This window comes from Janthinobacterium sp. GW823-FHT03B06 (genome assembly GCF_058796955.1).
Map to the genome: position 1 here is coordinate 707,592 of NZ_JBXAJE010000002.1, position 17,080 is coordinate 724,671.

The 17,080-nt window shown below is 56.9% G+C and carries 18 protein-coding genes; 7 read left to right on the top strand and 11 right to left on the bottom strand.

All coding sequences use genetic code 11. The features are described from left to right. Nucleotides 1-5: 5 nt before the first annotated feature. The 9 genes from AC1RBA_RS09185 to AC1RBA_RS09225 all read right to left on the bottom strand — a co-directional run bounded on the left by AC1RBA_RS09185 (nucleotide 6) and on the right by AC1RBA_RS09225 (nucleotide 8,863). Nucleotides 6-2,153: a phage terminase large subunit family protein gene (locus AC1RBA_RS09185; protein WP_492417789.1), complete on the bottom strand. Its 2,148-nt coding sequence runs from the start codon at nucleotides 2,151-2,153 to the stop codon at nucleotides 6-8. Beyond that, nucleotides 2,080-2,598, bottom strand: coding sequence for a terminase small subunit (locus AC1RBA_RS09190; RefSeq protein WP_492417791.1), 519 nt, complete (start codon nucleotides 2,596-2,598; stop codon nucleotides 2,080-2,082). The genes AC1RBA_RS09185 and AC1RBA_RS09190 overlap by 74 nt, the downstream gene beginning before the upstream one ends. 146 nt (nucleotides 2,599-2,744) lie before the next feature. After that, on the bottom strand, nucleotides 2,745-3,422 hold the full coding sequence (locus AC1RBA_RS09195) for a hypothetical protein (RefSeq protein ID WP_492417793.1): 678 nt from the start codon (nucleotides 3,420-3,422) through the stop codon (nucleotides 2,745-2,747). 302 nt (nucleotides 3,423-3,724) lie between these two features. Then, nucleotides 3,725-4,372, bottom strand: a complete 648-nt coding sequence (locus AC1RBA_RS09200; RefSeq protein ID WP_492417794.1) for a hypothetical protein — start codon at nucleotides 4,370-4,372, stop codon at nucleotides 3,725-3,727. A gap of 3 nt (nucleotides 4,373-4,375) precedes the next feature. After that, entirely contained in the window at nucleotides 4,376-4,657 is a 282-nt protein-coding gene (locus AC1RBA_RS09205; protein ID WP_492417795.1) for a hypothetical protein, read from the bottom strand. Between the two features lie 396 nt (nucleotides 4,658-5,053). Further along, entirely contained in the window at nucleotides 5,054-7,585 is a 2,532-nt protein-coding gene (locus AC1RBA_RS09210) for a VapE domain-containing protein (protein WP_492417796.1), read from the bottom strand. After that, a complete protein-coding gene (locus AC1RBA_RS09215; protein ID WP_492417798.1) occupies nucleotides 7,582-8,007 on the bottom strand; it encodes a hypothetical protein in 426 nt (141 codons plus the stop codon). Before AC1RBA_RS09215 ends, AC1RBA_RS09210 begins: the two co-directional genes overlap by 4 nt. Then, entirely contained in the window at nucleotides 8,004-8,471 is a 468-nt protein-coding gene (locus AC1RBA_RS09220; RefSeq protein WP_492417800.1) for a YmfL family putative regulatory protein, read from the bottom strand. Before AC1RBA_RS09220 ends, AC1RBA_RS09215 begins: the two co-directional genes overlap by 4 nt. A gap of 74 nt (nucleotides 8,472-8,545) precedes the next feature. Continuing rightward, nucleotides 8,546-8,863 (bottom strand): transcriptional regulator, encoded by a 318-nt coding sequence (locus tag AC1RBA_RS09225; RefSeq protein ID WP_348645768.1) that lies wholly within the window; start codon nucleotides 8,861-8,863, stop codon nucleotides 8,546-8,548. An 83-nt stretch (nucleotides 8,864-8,946) separates the two neighbouring features. Here AC1RBA_RS09225 and AC1RBA_RS09230 point away from each other — a divergent pair, with 83 nt between their 5' ends. The 7 genes from AC1RBA_RS09230 to AC1RBA_RS09260 all read left to right on the top strand — a co-directional run bounded on the left by AC1RBA_RS09230 (nucleotide 8,947) and on the right by AC1RBA_RS09260 (nucleotide 13,552). Further along, on the top strand, nucleotides 8,947-9,627 hold the full coding sequence (locus AC1RBA_RS09230) for a S24 family peptidase (RefSeq protein ID WP_492417802.1): 681 nt from the start codon (nucleotides 8,947-8,949) through the stop codon (nucleotides 9,625-9,627). Between the two features lie 385 nt (nucleotides 9,628-10,012). Beyond that, nucleotides 10,013-10,330 (top strand): hypothetical protein, encoded by a 318-nt coding sequence (locus AC1RBA_RS09235; RefSeq protein ID WP_492417804.1) that lies wholly within the window; start codon nucleotides 10,013-10,015, stop codon nucleotides 10,328-10,330. Beyond that, the gene (locus AC1RBA_RS09240; protein ID WP_492417806.1) at nucleotides 10,327-10,530 is read left to right on the top strand and encodes a hypothetical protein; all 204 of its coding nucleotides are present in this window, start codon (nucleotides 10,327-10,329) and stop codon (nucleotides 10,528-10,530) included. The genes AC1RBA_RS09235 and AC1RBA_RS09240 overlap by 4 nt, the downstream gene beginning before the upstream one ends. 34 nt (nucleotides 10,531-10,564) lie before the next feature. Further along, a complete protein-coding gene (locus AC1RBA_RS09245) occupies nucleotides 10,565-12,724 on the top strand; it encodes a ParB/RepB/Spo0J family partition protein (protein ID WP_492417808.1) in 2,160 nt (719 codons plus the stop codon). Continuing rightward, complete coding sequence (locus AC1RBA_RS09250) at nucleotides 12,721-13,080, top strand: hypothetical protein (RefSeq protein ID WP_492417810.1); 360 nt, start codon at nucleotides 12,721-12,723, stop codon at nucleotides 13,078-13,080. The genes AC1RBA_RS09245 and AC1RBA_RS09250 overlap by 4 nt, the downstream gene beginning before the upstream one ends. A gap of 38 nt (nucleotides 13,081-13,118) precedes the next feature. After that, on the top strand, nucleotides 13,119-13,328 hold the full coding sequence (locus AC1RBA_RS09255) for a hypothetical protein (protein ID WP_492417812.1): 210 nt from the start codon (nucleotides 13,119-13,121) through the stop codon (nucleotides 13,326-13,328). Nucleotides 13,329-13,333: 5 nt separating this feature from the next. Next, on the top strand, nucleotides 13,334-13,552 hold the full coding sequence (locus AC1RBA_RS09260; RefSeq protein ID WP_492417814.1) for a helix-turn-helix transcriptional regulator: 219 nt from the start codon (nucleotides 13,334-13,336) through the stop codon (nucleotides 13,550-13,552). A gap of 144 nt (nucleotides 13,553-13,696) precedes the next feature. On the opposite strand, the gene AC1RBA_RS09265 is transcribed toward AC1RBA_RS09260, so the two are convergent. Next, nucleotides 13,697-15,484 (bottom strand): hypothetical protein, encoded by a 1,788-nt coding sequence (locus AC1RBA_RS09265; RefSeq protein ID WP_492417816.1) that lies wholly within the window; start codon nucleotides 15,482-15,484, stop codon nucleotides 13,697-13,699. A gap of 278 nt (nucleotides 15,485-15,762) precedes the next feature. Beyond that, nucleotides 15,763-17,058 carry a tyrosine-type recombinase/integrase gene (locus AC1RBA_RS09270; RefSeq protein ID WP_492417818.1) on the bottom strand — a complete coding sequence of 432 codons (1,296 nt, stop codon included), beginning with the start codon at nucleotides 17,056-17,058 and terminating at the stop codon, nucleotides 15,763-15,765. Nucleotides 17,059-17,080 lie beyond the last annotated feature (22 nt).

The following is a 17,080-nucleotide window of genomic DNA, read 5'->3' on the forward strand; positions in this document are numbered from 1 at the left end:
AATTCCTACGCGAATCGATTGGTACGTTTTTTCAATGCCGACGGAGCGGCGACGGATACGACTCGCACGGCTACCGGCGCCGGCGCGGTTGTGGCTTCTACCGGTTGCTGTGCCACAGCCGGTAGCATGGCTTCCAGCGCGGCTGCAACTGCGCTCTTGAGCGGTGCCGCGACATCACTCGGCAGCACCGGCACATCGGGCTGCTCATCGTCGTCAAACAATGCGGCCTGGCTCAACTTGGCCTCCAGCGAACTCCACTGAGCCGGCGTGCGAAGATGAACCTTTGCCGCGCGGCTTGCATGCAACGCATACACCTCGCAGTCCAGTACCTCGTTGCGGCGCCCGATCTTCTTTTGCCAGGCCTTGACGATATGGCCGTTGCTGGTCCGAACTGGTGCCTTGACCTCCGACTCCAGCAGCTGGCTGTAATACTCCGGGCTGGCGTTCCGGTAGGTATGGAACCTGCCAGGCCCGTCCCCTTCCAGCGACACCCGGCCACGCTCGCCTATCAGCAGGTCCTTGGCGCGCGACGTGCCGACGATGAACACCTGCAGGCCATACTTCGCGGCCTTGGTGTTGCGCCGGTTCGTGTCCTTTGTGGGCACCGGCCGCGCAAAGATCTCGGAATCCGTCAGGCTCGAACCCTTGATGGCCATGACGAATTCGATACCCTTGCGCTGGCGGTTTCGCACCCACTTGTATGTGGCGTCGGACGTCGTGCCGTCCGACGTATCCAGGCTGACGGCGGAAACGCCAATCTTGAAACCACGCACCGAGCGGTATTTATGAAACAAGATTGCGTCCAGGTCAGCCCACACGGGATCTTCATACACGCCAGGCGTGCCGAATATCCGGATGTACTGCACCAGCCAGCTCTCTTCGCCACGGCCATAAGCGCGCAACACCACCTCGATGCGGTCATGCTGGATATCGATACCGGCGACAAGGATCAGGCCACCAATCGGGATCGTGTTTGCCTCGTAATCCAGTTCGCGCTCCTGCAGCGCACCAGCGGTAGGCATGTCGCCCTTATACGTATAAGGCAAGCCCTTGCTGCTGTTTACAAATGCGATCAGCGGCCCCGCATCGCCCCGACTCAGGTCATGTAGTGCCGTCAACCACTTTTCCATCAGCAGCGACATGCGCGAGCCGGGGAACGGGCTCATCAGTTCATTGAAGTAAAAGCCGGCGACGCCACGAAACGGCGCAGTAGCAACCCAACTCCCCTTGCGCACGTAGCGATTTTTTTGTGCATCGTTCCAGGTGCTGCCGCAGGCCGGGCATGCGTAGTAGGCTGTCTCGGGCTGCTTGGTGCCAAAGATCGGATGGTTCTGCAGCGGGTCTTCCAGGCAGCGCAGGTTCTCAAAGTCGAGCGGATGCGCCTCGCCACAATCGCCGCACGGGATCATCGCCTGGCGCTTGTCCGAATTATCCATTTCAGCGACGACAGCCGAAACACCCTCGATCGTCGGCGTGCCGCCAATAATCAGCTTCGGCCGAGCGTAGGTCTTCACCCGCTCCTCGGCCAGCTTGATCGAGTCCCCCTGCCCCCTCAGATTCAAATTGCAATCGTCGGGTTCTTCCACGAACACTCGCGGCGTCGGCGTCGACTTCACCGAGGACGGCGAATTCGAGCCGACCAGCTTCAAGAAGCCGCCAGGGAACCGCTTGAATAACTGGCGCTGCTGCGCCTTCCTGCTGCGCAGGTCGATCTTGCCGCGCAAGCGGGGCGTCGCGTCGACCATTGGCTCAAACTTCTCGGCCATGTATTCCTTGGCCGACGCTTCCTTCGGGAACAGCCCGAGGATCGGCGACGGGTCACTGTCGACCCACTTCGCCAGGGCGTTGCCAATCACGCCCGAGGTCCATGCGATCTGTGCGGATTTCTGCCCGACCACCTTGCGCACGGTTGGATCGTCGATCGCATCGAGCGGCCCGTTTTCCCAGGCCAGGTAGGGTGTCACGTCCAAGTTGTACTTGCCCGGCAGCTGCGACTCCAGCTCGGACAAGTAACGGTATTTCCGCGCCCAGGCGCGGGTACTGATTTTCGGTGCAGGCGCCCAGCGCCGCTGGACTTCTTTAATCGTCGTCGTCACCGTCGAGCGCATCATCGCTTTCAGGATCGGGTTCATCAGAATCGAATGCGTCAACATCAAAACTCTCCAGCTTGGCCAGCGAGGCCTCGATCTGCACCAGGATCAGATCGGTATCGACCGTGACGTTATGCAGTGCATGAATCTCACCAACCAGCCTGAGCGGCAGCGACAGCAGTTCTGTCTTGGCCGCGATGATATGGTCAGACCAGGCGCGCTCGAATAGCGCGGCCGGCGCCAACTGGCCCAGCCGTTCGGCCAGGTCCACCTCCACCATGTCCGCCTTCAACCTGTCCAGGCGGTCACGCGGCTTTTCTGCTGAGCGGCGCGCGATGTCGCGCTCGATCATCCACTGGATGACCTTGGCAGTGTCGTAGCTGTTTCCAACGCCCCGCCCCCCATTGATTTCAAAAGGGAAGCCAGGTTCTTTCTGCCACTCGGTGAATGTCCGCTCTGACACTCCCATGATTTCCGACAGGTCGCGCTTGTTGACCAGCTTTCCCATATCGGTACCCAGTAATCTAAAAAGGAAGGAAGCGTATGCAATTCCTCAGCTAGAGAAAGAACGGGGCGCGCAATGCCCTCGGGAGCAAAACCCCCAGGGAGGACCCGTTGATTTCCGCACTGCCCTTACACTCGACCGGCCGGTCCTCAGGGACGGGCAGTCCCCATTGCTTTGATCATTGCCTTTTCCATTTCGGCATTGAAGTTGGCATTGACCATTGCCGTTGCCCGAGCGTGGTAGCCTAGATGTATCCTGACTGCGAGCGCATCACCGAATCGAATCAACAGCTTCAGTGCCCCGGACGTGTTGACACCCCGCGAACTGATGCGCGTCTTGCCTGTCTTTTTGTTGGTGATCGTTGCCTTAGCTGCAGTGCGCTGCCATACACCATTGACGATGCCTTTCTTTGTCCTGACCGGGCCAATGAAGATATCGCTGCGCCCCTTCAACGCGGCCAGCGTACCCTTGCGTAACTGCCCATACTGATTGAGCGCGATGTCCTTGGGATTGAGGAGCGCCTTGCCGGCCAGCTTATGCACACCGCCACGCTCATAAGGCTCCAGATACTCTGCCGCCTTGTCCATCACGTACACCTTGGCCACCAGGTTATCCTTGCGCGCCGCCATCGCCTTCACCGAGCGCAGCGTAAACGGCGACGGGTTCTTGAGCTTGGCGGACAGGTTCTTAACCGCATCAGCAGCTACCAACTTGGACAGCGACGTCAATGCTAAGGCTGTGGCATATGGCATTTGCCGCTTGGCCAAGTCGCTCAACCCGCGCTCTACGTCTGCGAGATTGGTCCGGACGGATATTTCAAGGGCCATTCTTTCTCCATCCAGTACATGTGCAGACGTCTGCACAAAACACCCCACAAGAAAAGCGGCCGCCTTGTGGTTGAAGGGTGCGCCCCTGCGCCCTATCATCAACACAAATAAAAAAGCCCACCGAAGTGGGCAAGCACCAGAAACGAATGTATCCCCCGCTATGGAGCGGATCGAGATAGATCACCTCTTTCGCTGTTGAGAAATCGTCTCGTTAAACGCAAAAAAGCCCGCTTGTGCGGGCTTTAGGCGTTACTGCTGCGAGAATGACCGAAATATACACCCGCTGTAACAGCCACGTCAAGCTATTGCAAAAACTCCTCGACCACGCCATCAGCAACAAAGCTTGGTGCGAGGCGGCTATAGGCCATCTGTTCAAGCTCCCGCACATGCCCGTGCAGCTTTGTCGATGCCCGCTGGTAGGTCATGTGGCTTGCGCCGAATGACTTGGCCAGGTCGCGCACCGTGATGTCCAGTTGCTTATGATTGGCGAACAATCGCCCCAGCATGCAGTCGATAGCATGCGGGTTCAGTCCAGGGAACATTGGCCGGAACCAATCCGCCAATCCCTTGATGGCCTCGATGCGCTCAACCGAGAATGCAAAGCGGCGATGGCCATCCACATCTTCGAAATCCGTCTGCCCGTACTTCGCCTGCAGCACCCACATTTCCGTCTTCGGCAGCCGATGCTTTACCGCCTGCAGCACCAGGGCGCACTGGGCGCGGACCTCGTTGCCATCCAGTCCGCCAAAGTTAATTGTTCCCGACGCCGTGCCGCGCAGCTGCTCCAGCCAGCAACGCTGCCGGCCGTTCAATTGCACCGACTCCATGGCCTTGATCAGCGCCGCCCGTAACGGCGCATCTTGCTTTGCCTCCTGGGCCATGATAAGGAATGACACATGCACCGCCTGCCCCACATTTTCAAATACCGCTTCTTCCGCTTTCACTTCCATCGCCTAGCCCCTTTTCTCGTTATCAATCGCTTGCTGATCCAATGCTGCCTGCCATGCCACTTCACCCGTCCGCCTCTCATACTGCCCAGGCGTCCTATCCAGCGGCACGCCCCAATAAACCGGCGTACCCACCTCATGCCCATTCTCGATAGCGTGAAACCCCTGCCCACCGCGCACGCCGCGCCGTATCGCCGCGTCCACCACCTCCGCCCCAAATGCCTCACGGAACGCATCTATGATTGCCGCTACTTGGGGCATCTGCTCCCTCATGTTGCTGTTGCTCATGCCACTCTCCTGCTATTTCGTCCTACCTCAAAAAGGTGGGCCAAAAGGTTGGACGGCTGAAACCCGCATGCTTGCTTGCTTTGCCAACCTCCCAACCTACCCAACCTATTTCTAGGTTTGACTGGAAAGGGGTTTGCCGAAAAAGGCCATACACGCGCACGTATACGTGCGTGCGTACGCATGTGCGCTTGCGCGGTTGGGTTGGCGAGGTTGGAAGGTTGGCGGGGCCGCATTCCATGCGGGTTCCAGCCGTCCAACCTCAAATTGACGAGGTTGGACGGATGGTCCAGCCTGGTCGATGTGACGCGCACCGCCGCCCGCAATTCCGCCTTTTCCGCCTGCGCACACGGCGCCCACGATCCCTGGCAGACGATTGCTATAGCAATGCCCGTTACGTTAGAAGGGAAGCGGAACATCATCGTCCTCCCGTGTTGGTTCAGCACCGGGCTTAGGCGCCGGCGCTGGGCGCGCGTAGAACCGCTCGCGCGCACCCGATGTTTCCCTGTCCTTGGTCCAGCCCAGCTTGCGCATGATCGCGCCGATACGCATCGTTTCCAGCTTGGCCGGGCCCAGCTTCGATATCTCGAAGTGCAGGCCACGCGTCAGCAGGTCCAGCACAGTGACTCGATTGATCTTGCCAGTGACTTTCTCATTGCCATCGCCATCTATGCCTTCCAGGTAGCGGTAGATATGGCCATGCCACGGATCTGGTATCTCGCGGTACTCCTGCTCCGGCGAGATCAGGCGGTCCTGCTGCTCGCGCGTCGGGTACCACAGCACGCCGGCATTCATCATCGCCACCGCCTCGCCGAACAGCTGGTCGCGGTCATTGATCAAGGCATCCATGTCGATGCGACCAGTGGCCACTGGCCAGAAGCGCCGGTTTCCGGTCGTGTCCTTGAAATACTCGCCCTCATTGGTCGTTGCCGCAAAGGCGCAGCGGCGCGGCATATTCTTCATGCGTCGGCCGTACGGCTCCCGGAATCGGTCGACGGTCGACGACATGAACGCCTTGATGGCGGTGACTTCGGATCGGTTGAACTGCTCCAGTTCGGCAACCTCGTACAGCAGCACGCCCTGGATCGACAGGTAGCCGTCTTTTTCACCCATGCGGAATGGCGTGTCGGCAAACCAGTCGCCGCCCAACACCTTCAGCGCGGTCGACTTACCCTCGCCCTGGCCACCCTCGAACACGGGCGCATGATCGTGCTTCACACCTGGGCGATAAGCACGTACCACCACGCCGACAAAGAACATAGTGGCCACCAGGCGCAGATATTCGCTGTCGACGCAGCCCCAATATTGCGACAAGGCCGAAGCAACGCGCGGCACGCCATCCCACATGGCGCCGCAGCGGTCCATATAGTCGGTCACAGGATTGAACGCATGTTCGCGCGCGGCTTGGGCGACACCGCGCTCGATGTCGCCGATGGCGGCCAGCAGCAGACTATGGTGCTGCGACAGATACACGCCGAGGTGGAAATCGTCGCCCTCGGTCCACTCGCCCGGCTCGCTGCGCCATGGCGTTGGCCGTCGCTTCACCTGCAGGCCGGAAAACAGGTCCAGCCCCACCAGGCCGATCAGGCGTGGATCGCCCTGCATGACCATGTACACATTCTCGCGGCAGCCCTTGACACCACCGTTCGCCGTCTGAATCAACTGCGACCGCAGCTGCTTAGGCGACATGCCCGCGCCAGCTGGCAAAGGGGTAGATCCATCTCCAGGCAAGGAATCCATTTGCTCGTCGACCCAATCAGGTACGTCATCCCCGGTCTTGGCCGGCGCCGCGACCGGCTCGGCGACATGCTCTGTCTCGACCTCTGCGACGCGCAACTTCGTCACCCAGGACATCACCTCGTCGACGCTGGCGCCGCCATCGATCAGGTCGGCCACGTCCCAGCCATCGGCCACTTCACCTGGTGCAGGAACGTCAACGAAAAATACCGTGCAGCCCAAGCCGCGCAGGATGCCGCCAATCTTGATCATCGCCGCCATACCGGGCTGGTCCGCTTCCGGCATCAGCTCGCCGGCCCGCTTGTGCTTTTCTTTGTAGCGCTTGGCGTCAGCGTCAGACCACAAAATGACCGTGCGGCCGGCCAGCGGCGTCCAGTCGCTCTTGTCCACCGCCTTGCTGCCGCCAACCCAGGACACGGCGTCAAACTCGGCGGCGAGCATGTCGTGTACACGATCGGCGCATTTCTCGCCTTCAATCACCAGTACCGGCAATTCCGGCCGCAGCGGGCCACGCAGGTAAAGCGGGCGAGGCACTGGAAACGACATCCACCGCCATTCACGCCGATTCGTTACAGGGTGGTGCGCGAACACGCACGGCAGCACTTCCTTGCCGCCGTCCGAGGTAGTGAAGCGATAGATCACGCCCAGCAGCTGGCCGCCCTGGTCGCGGTATTCCCACGACATATCGGGCTTGCCGCGCACCACATGTGCCTTCGGATACGGCCCAGCATCGGCCGGGACGGGCAAAATTGGCGCCCAAGGCGTCTTTATTTTTGCCTCGGAAAGCGCCTGTACCCCTTTGTCCGCTTGCGCGGGCGCGCGACTAGGGGTGTTTTTCGGCTGGGCCGAAACGATAGGGCGCGTTGCCCCAGGTGACGAAGAATCGGAGGGCGTCAGCGTAATGCCCAGCTGCGCGGCTAGGTCGGCGCACGCCTTGCCCTGCTTCACGCCGTGGATGTGCGCATAGAGGGAAATGAGATCAGCGCCGGCTACGCCGTCGTCGGAAAAATCAGCCCATACGCCGGCTTTATCCCCTTCGAGCCGGATACGCATTGATTTGCCGGCTTCGCCGGAGGAAGAACCAATACAAAACTCGATCCCTTCACGCACGCCGCTCGGGAACCAGGAGCTAAGTAGGGACTCAATGGAAAGGATGGCCGCGCTGTTGACTGCGGAAAAATCGTCGAGAGTCACGCGGTACGCACCTTCGCCTTGTGCGCAACGCGCTGGCTACCGTAGCGGGACGGAATCTGTGCGTAGTCCAGTGCACCTTCGCGCACCAGCCCGGCCCGCGCCATGTGACGAGCAGACAATGGTGCCTTAGATGGCACATGGCGCGGGCCTGCAACTTGACCTACCGTCGACATCGCCGTGATAGTCGCAGGACAGGCATACTCGCGCCCGCGCTGCGTAACTGTGTACTGACCAGCCTCGATACGCACCACGTTGCAGCGAGTCAGCGAGTTGACAATATCGCGCTCGAACGAGGTGATGGTGCCACTCCAGGCTATGGCATGCATCCAGGTTGTCAAGTCCGTGCGGCCGCCCAGCTGGAGCAACTTGCGCAGGGCGATGTCAGGACGCGTACCGGTGCGAGGGACACGATACGCACTCATGCTGCACCGTCCTGACCACCGTCAGGTTGGCAATAGACGCGGATGGTCAACGCCATCAGCTCGGCCAGCCCGCGCTGCAGACCATCCATATCGGCATCGAGACAAGCACGCTCACGCGCATCGATGACCTCGTCTGCAGTCGCATCCTCGAAGTGAGCTGCGAAGATACCCAAACGGACGTAAATGTCGCGGAACTTCTTTGCCAGTACCTCGTTGCCATCGGATATGTCTGCTGGCAGCTTGACGAATGCGCCGCCACTCGATGCGGCCACGGCCTCAGCGAACAGCGTAGTGCTGGAAAACGCCTGCAGCTGCAAAGCAGTATCCACAGTGACGCCCTGCCCTTTGCGTTCGTACACGCGATTTTCCAGTCCGTTGCGACTCATGTCCAGGGCGGCTGCAATTGCATCCCAACCGCCAGGAAAGGCCTTGATCATTGCAAGGTACGATTTTTTAATTTTCACAACATTTCCTTCTTCATGGTGGTTGTTCTTGTTACGCGGTCAAGCTACGCTTGCGACATGAAAATTGATCCAGCTCACACCCTGCTTCGCGGATCGACACCGACAACGGAATGCTCCGGTACGGTGTCGAGAATGTTTGTTGACGATGGCAACTGACGGCCTGCGTGCCCGGCATCCATCGAAGCAAGTTCCGGCCAGATGCTTTGCCAATCCAGTGGGCGCAAATCCTTACGCGACACCCGACCACCAGTTGCCCTTTCAATTGAGAAGCAGCACTCAATTGGCACGCCGCGCGCACGCCAATTTCCTAGCCGCGAGGGGCTAACGCCAATTGCCTTGGCAAGGGCGGATGGGCCGCCACACAACTGAACTGCTTTATCTAATGGGTTCATGGAAACGGATAATACACGTTTTGTGTATTCACAACAAACAATTTGTGTAACACGCCTTGTGAAGTGTTGACTATTCTGTGTCTATGAATAAAAAGGCCAATATCCCTTGGGGAGTCGTAGAAAATCGACTAGCTCAATTGGGGAAAGATCAGCAATGGTTGCGCGAAGCCCTGCAGCTCTCGCCAAGCGTGGTTACAAACTGGAAGACTCGCGGAGTTCCCAGCGGGAAGGCTGTGTCTGTCGCTAAGATTCTTGATCTCACCACAGACCAACTCTTGGGATTGGATAGTGCAAGCATCCCCTCAGGCGCCTCGCGCGTCCAGGCAGTCGAGCGAGGCGATCCAGCCTATGCACATATCAAAAAAGTAAAGCTGCGACTGTCTGCCGGGGTCACGGGCTTTCAAGCAGATCCCGAGTTCGATAGTGGCGGTACCGTCGCCCTTGATCCTCGATGGCTTGCGCGCCATGGCTTCGCCACTGATCGACTGATTGCGATCAAAGTAAAAGGGGAAAGCATGGAGCCCACGCTCTATGAAGACGATTTAGTGATCCTTAATACTGCGGACACGCAAATGGTAGACGGCGCGGTGTACGCGTTCAACTATGAAGGCCAAGCAGTTGTAAAGCGTTTGTCTCGGGATGCGGGGGAATGGTGGCTCACCTCAGACAATCCAGATCAGCGCAAGTACCACCGAAAATTATGCAGGGGCGGCGATTGCATCATAATTGGGCGCGTCGTCCGCAAGGAAAGCGATCACATCTAGTAAGCAGCGCTATCTAGACAAACTACACATCAAAAACCCGCATATTGCGGGTTTTTTTATGCCTACACTTTGGCAAATTTTCCTCGTCGGGCGGTTGCAATAAAGTAGCTCGGATACACAATCACACAAAACAATACACATTTTGTTTGATTGGGTACACATATTGTGTAATACTCCACCCCATCAAAAACAGCAACCACAACGATGGGGTGATGCCGATGGGAAACTCAAACGCCTTTAATGTCACGGTTCGCATGCCTGGCCAGCTGCCTTGCGATGGGCTTCCACTTTCCGCCATCGCCGCAGACGCTGCGTCCGTGATCATGAATATGATCGATCTTTTCGGTCCTTGCTTGGTATCCGTCCAGCCGCTCAAGGCAGCGCAATGAAGCCCGCCACCAAGCCGCTGGCACACGACCAACACCTGAGCCAGGCTCTCGCCGCGTCCGCCGCACTGGCGCGCTTGCAACACTTGGCAAAGTCCGTTCGCTGTACCCCAACTGACCTGTCGTCCGACGGCGGCCGCAGTATCGACATGCTGCGCTTGCTCGACGTCATGCGGGCACGCGGCTACCGCATCGAGCCGCCCTTCATGGCCACCGCGCAGCCCAACCCCCAGCACACCGTCTGGCTGATCAACGTAGTCGTGCCGACCGGCGTGGGCATCAGGCTTGGCATACCTCTGCCACGAGTGCTGGCATGACAGCCCCGCTCGTCCACCTGGCAATCGACGTGCGCAGCGTGCTGGCCAGGCCGCTCCAAGAGCTGCGCGGCTTCTCCCGCCCGGACGGGCGCGCCATAACTCCGCGCCAGGCCAAAGCTGCATTGGTGGCGCAGCTGGCCGAGGGCCATGAATTGCTCCCCATCGGCAACAGCACCCCATTCGATTTCATTAAACGCTAACCGGGCCGTACCCGCCCACAACCAGGAGACGTACATGAGTAGCGACCTCGTAATACCCACCATCGGAGGCATGAAGAATGCCCCGGCCCGCAGCGAGAAACGCATAGTCGTCGACGAGCTGGTCGACGACCAGGTATTCGCAATCACCGACTGGGCCGACATCCGCCCCAGCTACACCAACCGCAAACGATTCAACCAGGCCGCGCTTGAGCAACTGGCCGCCAACATCAAGGAAGTTGGAATTGTCCAGCCCATCCTGATTCGCCCCGTCACGCCAACCGCTGACGCGCCTCAGCATTTCGAGATCGTCGCCGGCGAGCGCCGCTGGCGCGCCGGCAACATCGCCGAGCTGGAGCACGGTCCGACCATGATCCGCAAGCTAACGGACCTGCAGGCGCGCGAAATCCAACTACTGGAGAACCTGCAGCGCGAAGACCCGCACCCGATGGAAGAAGCTGAAGGGTTACAGGAGCTGATGCTCAATGCCGGCTACACCGCTGATCGCCTGGTGGAAAAACTGAAAAAATCGCGTAGCCACATCTACGGCCGCCTGAAGCTGTGCGCCCTGACGACCGAGGTGCGGGAGAAATTCCTAGACGACGCGATCACGCCGTCGACCGCGCTGCTAATCGCACGCATTCCCGTGCCGGCGCTGCAGATCAAAGCTCTCGGCGAAATCAGCGCCCCTTCCTACCAGGGCACCGGCGAACCTATGCCTTATCGCGCCGCACTTCGGCACGTCCAGCAAAACTACATGGTCGACCTGACACGCGCATTGTTCAAACTGACTGACGCTACCCTGCTGCCGCTGGCCGGCGCCTGCACCAAATGCCCTAAAAAATCCGGCAATCAACCGGAAGTATTCAGCGACACCAAAAGTGCAGACGTCTGCACAGATCCCACTTGCTACGCCGAGAAGCGCCTGGCACACGATGCGTTGGCGATTGCCGCAGCAGGCAAGGGCGGCATACCTGTCTACGAAGGAGAAGAAGGGCGCACGCGATACCACCAAAACACCAACAACAAATACACCCTGTTCGTCAAATCTGACGCGGCCCTATGGATGTTTGACCGCAACGCACCTGCCACGCAAAACTACGGGAATGCAACCATGTTCCTCGAAGGCGGCCTGCTGCCTGAACCAGCGTGGTATGTGAAGCATGACAATGGCGACCTGACGCCCTTCTACGACAAAGCACTCATCCAAAAATTGCTGGAAGACGCTGGTGCATGCGAAACGGTCGAAGTTCATGCGGCGCGCATGGCCGATGTGCGCGCCATAGCGGAGAAGAAGGAAGCGGCAGCGAACACGCCAGCCAAACAGGCAGAAGTAGCCAAGGCGCGCGCGGAAGAGGCCGCAGCCGAAAAACAGGCCGAACAGGACGAGCGCTACCGCATCGAACTGTACAAACGGCTGCGCGCTAAAGGCGCGAACGGATTCTCACTGGCCTCGCTGCGTGAATTCACCAAGCTCGCGCTGACCACCCACGAGCTGCCGGATCAGGAACTGGACTATCCATTTGACACGTCGACCACTGAGAACATTCACACCTACATTGACCAGGCTGGCCTACCCGACGTGCAACTGCTGCTGGTCGATATGCTGCTGGGAGACTGCCTCGCAGGTAACCGTTTCTTCAGCGATGATCAATACGCAAATCAAGAGGCGACTATGCACTCCATGGCTCGGCATGAGGGCATCGATGCCGATTCCGTGCGCCTGCAGCTGGAAATGGACACGATTCCATTCGAGGATGTCCAGGTGCAGCAACTGGGCGACTTCATTACAAACTCACCAGACCGCCTGAACGATCTCACCAAATTCATCCTCGCCGAATGCCCACTGATGATCAAAGCCCTCGAACAGGCTGCAAATACCCACGGCTGGTATTACGCGCCTGGTCAAGTCTGGCTGCGCGCAGGCGAAACAAGCGCACCTGGCGCGACCCACGTTGAGCCGGAGGAATCCGACGAGGAAGATGCCGACGACCTCGCAGATCAAATCAACTTTGCGCCGCAGGACGAAGTAGCCGCAAGCGAGCCGCCCGCAGCAGCTGCGGTCGACCAGCCAGAGCCAGAAACCAAGAAGCCAGCACCGCGTGTACGCAAACACAAAAGGCCTACGAAGCCAGCAGCATGGCCCTGGCCAACATTCGCATCCGCATCACCAACCACCGCGAAGGAACCACAATGAACAGCGAAAACATCGCGGCCACGCCCGCCCAGGAACGTGTTGACGCAGTCGAGGTCCAGGAACCCCTGTCCTGGCCAAGCGCTCCAGCCACCGCTTACTGTGACACCTGGCTGATAATCAACGCCGGCGCACTCAATTTCAAAGCCAATGAAGAGCACCAGGTGGCGGCCATGGCCAACATTGGCTACCAGCTGCTTCAGGAGATTGCAGCGTATCGGCCAGCATTCGAATGGACCAATAGTCCTGTCGAGGTCATTGGCGCACTTGTCGAGGAAGCGGCTCTTGCCGCCCCAGCTTCACAAGGCAGCATCAAGGATGCAGAGCACGATGAGGATGGAAAGGATGGTGTGGTATGAGGGTTCGGCCTATTCGGTACCGCCGCCTCTTTCTCAGCATGGAACGGCACCTCGCGGAACAGGCCGAACGGCGCGAAGACAACGCCATCATGGCGCACATGGCAGTCGTCAGCGCATCGCTTGGCAAACCCAGCAAGCGGCGCCAAGGCAGCGCCGATCCGATGCCCTACCGCCTTCATATCGCCGTCGCATTCGCATCACTGGCGAGCGCGTTGTTCAGCCTGTACTGGTGGTATCCCTATCAATGAGAAGCATGATGAAACCAATTTACGTTGACCTGCCCGGCGTGGCCGGCCTAGTGACGCTGGCCACGGCGACAATCCAACGGATGGTGCGCGAAGGCGTGTTCCCAAAACCGCGCCAGCTCTCCGCCAACCGTGTAGCGTGGTTGTTGCGCGAAGTTGAGGAATGGGCGGAAGAACGCCCAGTTTCCGACATCCCTCCGCCAGCCAACACCAGCAGGCACAAATAAAGCTATTACTCTAAAGAACGCATCATTCATCAAGCTCATGGGTTGCCTTTATTCTAAACGCGAACGTATTAACATTCTAAGCCGAGACTTGCGAATGTCGGATTGTGCTTTTCGCATATACTGGAATCAGTGCAGTTTTGGGTTCTAGCTTAGCCAGTTGAAAGGTGAATTTGCACGCAAGCACTTTGTCAGACGTGCAGATACCCACGCTATCGCGCTACCTAAAAGTCCTAGAATCAATAACATAAATTCCCAAGCCAATTTCTCCCATTTTGTCATATTCAAACGACCACTGTCTTTCCAGAGCGATTTTGCTAGACCAGAGACCATCAGTGCTCCTCCCGCTCCGTAATCAGCCGTAAATTCGCCTATGGCAGTGTAGGTACTCAATGGGCGAACCGGCATAGGCTGCCCATCTAGTGCCAGTTCACTAATATTTCCCTTCGCCTGCACCACTTCCAATGTGCCGACATGATGGTTTTCAAATTCATTCGCCTTAATGGGATCAAGTTTGAACCAACCTCCTCCCCCAGAAACCAGAAATTCAGTTTCTTCCGAACTCATCGTCTGTGGATCTTCATCTTGCGTGATCGTTACGAGAACATTTGAGACCGCGCTGACGCCGTTGACGGACAAAGATGCAGCGTTATCAGACTTTTCCATGCCAGCGGTGGAGACAATTTTACAGTCACCAATATTTTCTGACCGGATCGTCTTTGAAGGAATAAATCGAACAACATAAGCGCTGGCACCCAACTTAGCGGTAAGCGTTCGTGTGGTATATATCGCTTTTCCTGCCTTAACTTCTATTAGGGGGGCACTCAAAAGGAAGGAGTTATTTCTATCCGACGTAACTAGCTTTACAGAGTCACCCTTGTTTAAAAAATGGGTTAAATGCGTTTCTTTACTGCTCGAATCTTGCCCAAACCAGAAGCCTGTTACATCTTTTATAGATATCGAGAATTTTGTCTCAGCGAATTCCGGTGTAAAAATATCCAACATACTTACTCCATCATCAAAGGAAATATTTCCTCTATCAATATCATTGAATTTTATCGATGGCTCAACGGGGTGCATTTTTTTTATTTTTTCAGAGGTGCACAATCCGGAAAGAAAGGTGATTGCAATTTTATTACGTGCATTTGGCGACAGCCCCCTGAAGGCGATTTCCTGCTTCCCTGCAGCTGACTGCCAACTCGCATGTGATCTAATAGGCTTTTCCGGTACTAGCGATTGATTTGACTTATTTAATCCAACGTCATTTTTATTCACAGGCGGATTACCCATCGCTTTAAATACAAACCCTCCATTAAGGGGCGATGCCAAATGCGCTTCCAATCGAACAGACAACGGATTGTAAAAAAGATCCGCGAGGTAATACATAAATACCAAAAATAAAAAACCACTGAGTATCACAGCAGATCCTGCAACGAAGGTCTTTGCAAGCGGGTTAGCGGGGACATGCACAAATAGAAAATCTGCCAGATAAATAATTACAACAACCAAATTTGCAATAATTAAAGAGCCGACAAAATTCCCAACGAGATTCTCCGAAAATGATTTAATCGTAAAATTATTCCAATACAAAGAAAAGGCAATATCAAAAACTGAAAGAACGATAAAGCTAATGAATGCAATGCGCCAAAGTATGGCTCTTGGCGTAGCATCCCTAAGCGCGGCAAATACAATGATGAATGCCATCACGAAAAACTGCCAATAAGCTGCAGTCATCGTCCACTGCCCCAAAGATGGAAATGCGATCAACTGATCTTTAAATGCAGATCCATATACTGATGGAACGTTGCTATTTAGGAATGAAAATAAATAGTTCTGGACTTGTGGCCCAGTCGACAATATAAATGTCAGCCCAATAATGAGGGGGAAAGTTATTTTAAGAAACCGAGGGAACCAAGATGGGAGGCTAATTGTCATTTTTTAATTGGTTATTTTCATTTTTCGAGATCACCGATTTCTTCTTCTTTCTCTTTCAACCACGAGAAATTTAGCAAGCATCCATTCGATTCTTGACCGGCAGCCACAGGCCGAACTCAACCGGCGGCGGGCGATGATAGCATCTTGCTCATTAAAAAAATACGTGATATCTCACGCCTTTGAAGGTGCTAGTCATTGCTTGCCACGACAAAGCGCGTGTGAAGTAGGAGAAGCGGAGAGCTGGCCTTTGGCTCTCTTCGATGCACGGTTATGACAATCTAGTTTGTGTAGCTTGCACACAAAGCCTCTAGATGAGTATTGAGCCGGCCCAGCCACTCTCTACGCTCCTGATCGTAAGCGTGCCTGTTATAGACGCCTACAACGCCCTTCTTCATGTGCCCCAGTACCGCCTCTGCGACCTCTTCAGTACACCCTAGTATTGCTAACTGCGTTCGACAACTGCGCCTCAGATCATGTGGAGCCCAATTCGTGACAGGCAGTCGTGGACGAAGGTCGCCTGGCTTCGTTGCGCTGTACGGCATAGAAACCCAAACCGCACAACCCACCGATTTTTGCTCCATGTAACCCATCTTTCCGTACGACTCAAAAAGGTACTTACCCTTTACTACCCCCATGCGACGGCGCACCACAACCTCCGCCCGGCCGATTAGCGGAACGCGCAGATCTGTAGCATGCTCACGCCATGAATTCTTTGTCTTCGCTTTTGGAATCGTCCACCAGAGCCCGTCAGCCTCCTCGCTGATTTCGGTCACTTCCATGGCCATAATTTCCGACCCGCGCGTGCAAGTCCACATGTACAGTGTCAATGCATCACACACCGTCTTTGAAAAATTGGGAAGCCACTTGATCAAGGTGGCCAACTCCTCGGCGCTCAACACACGCTTGACTGGCCCGGCTTGGACTCCCTGCACCACTCGCCCCTTGCTTCGCAACTTGCCGCGCATAATCAGGCGCCACCAGTTCGGCACAGTATCAGGCAGGCGGCCGGCGTCATGGACGTAATCCCACGCCGATCCCAGCTCCGCTCGGAGCTTGGCAGCCTGGACGGGAATATGCGCAAAGCTCTCGATCAGGTCGAAGGCATCGGAGCGAGAAACCTCTGCTGCAGGTATATCGCCAAAGTCGCCCAGCATCGTATCAAACATGCGCGCTACTTCCTTGACCCCTTTTTCGCCACGATTGCGCGACAGGTGGCCAGCTACGTACATGTCCGCCACACGCCGAACCGTCAACAACGTCTTTGCTTTGCGCTCACGCTCTGCCTCCGTGGCCTTACGCGACTGCTCGCGTACCTCGCGCTTATCGACGGCCAGGTCGACGCCGGCACTGCGCGCCCCCCGCAGGCGCTCCCACTCAACAGTCGCGGCAGCCAAGGAGATCGCAGGCCATTCGCCAATCTTGGTTTGCCGCATGCGGCCATCGAGCGGGCTTTTATACCGATAAATCCATGATCTCTTAGATTTCGTAGCCTCAAGTCGCAGCCCTGGGCAGTCGGAAATGGTAAAGTGTTGGCCAGCCGCGAGCAGCTTTGCCGCTCTTGCATCAAATTGCATTGTCATCTCAATCAGCGTAGGT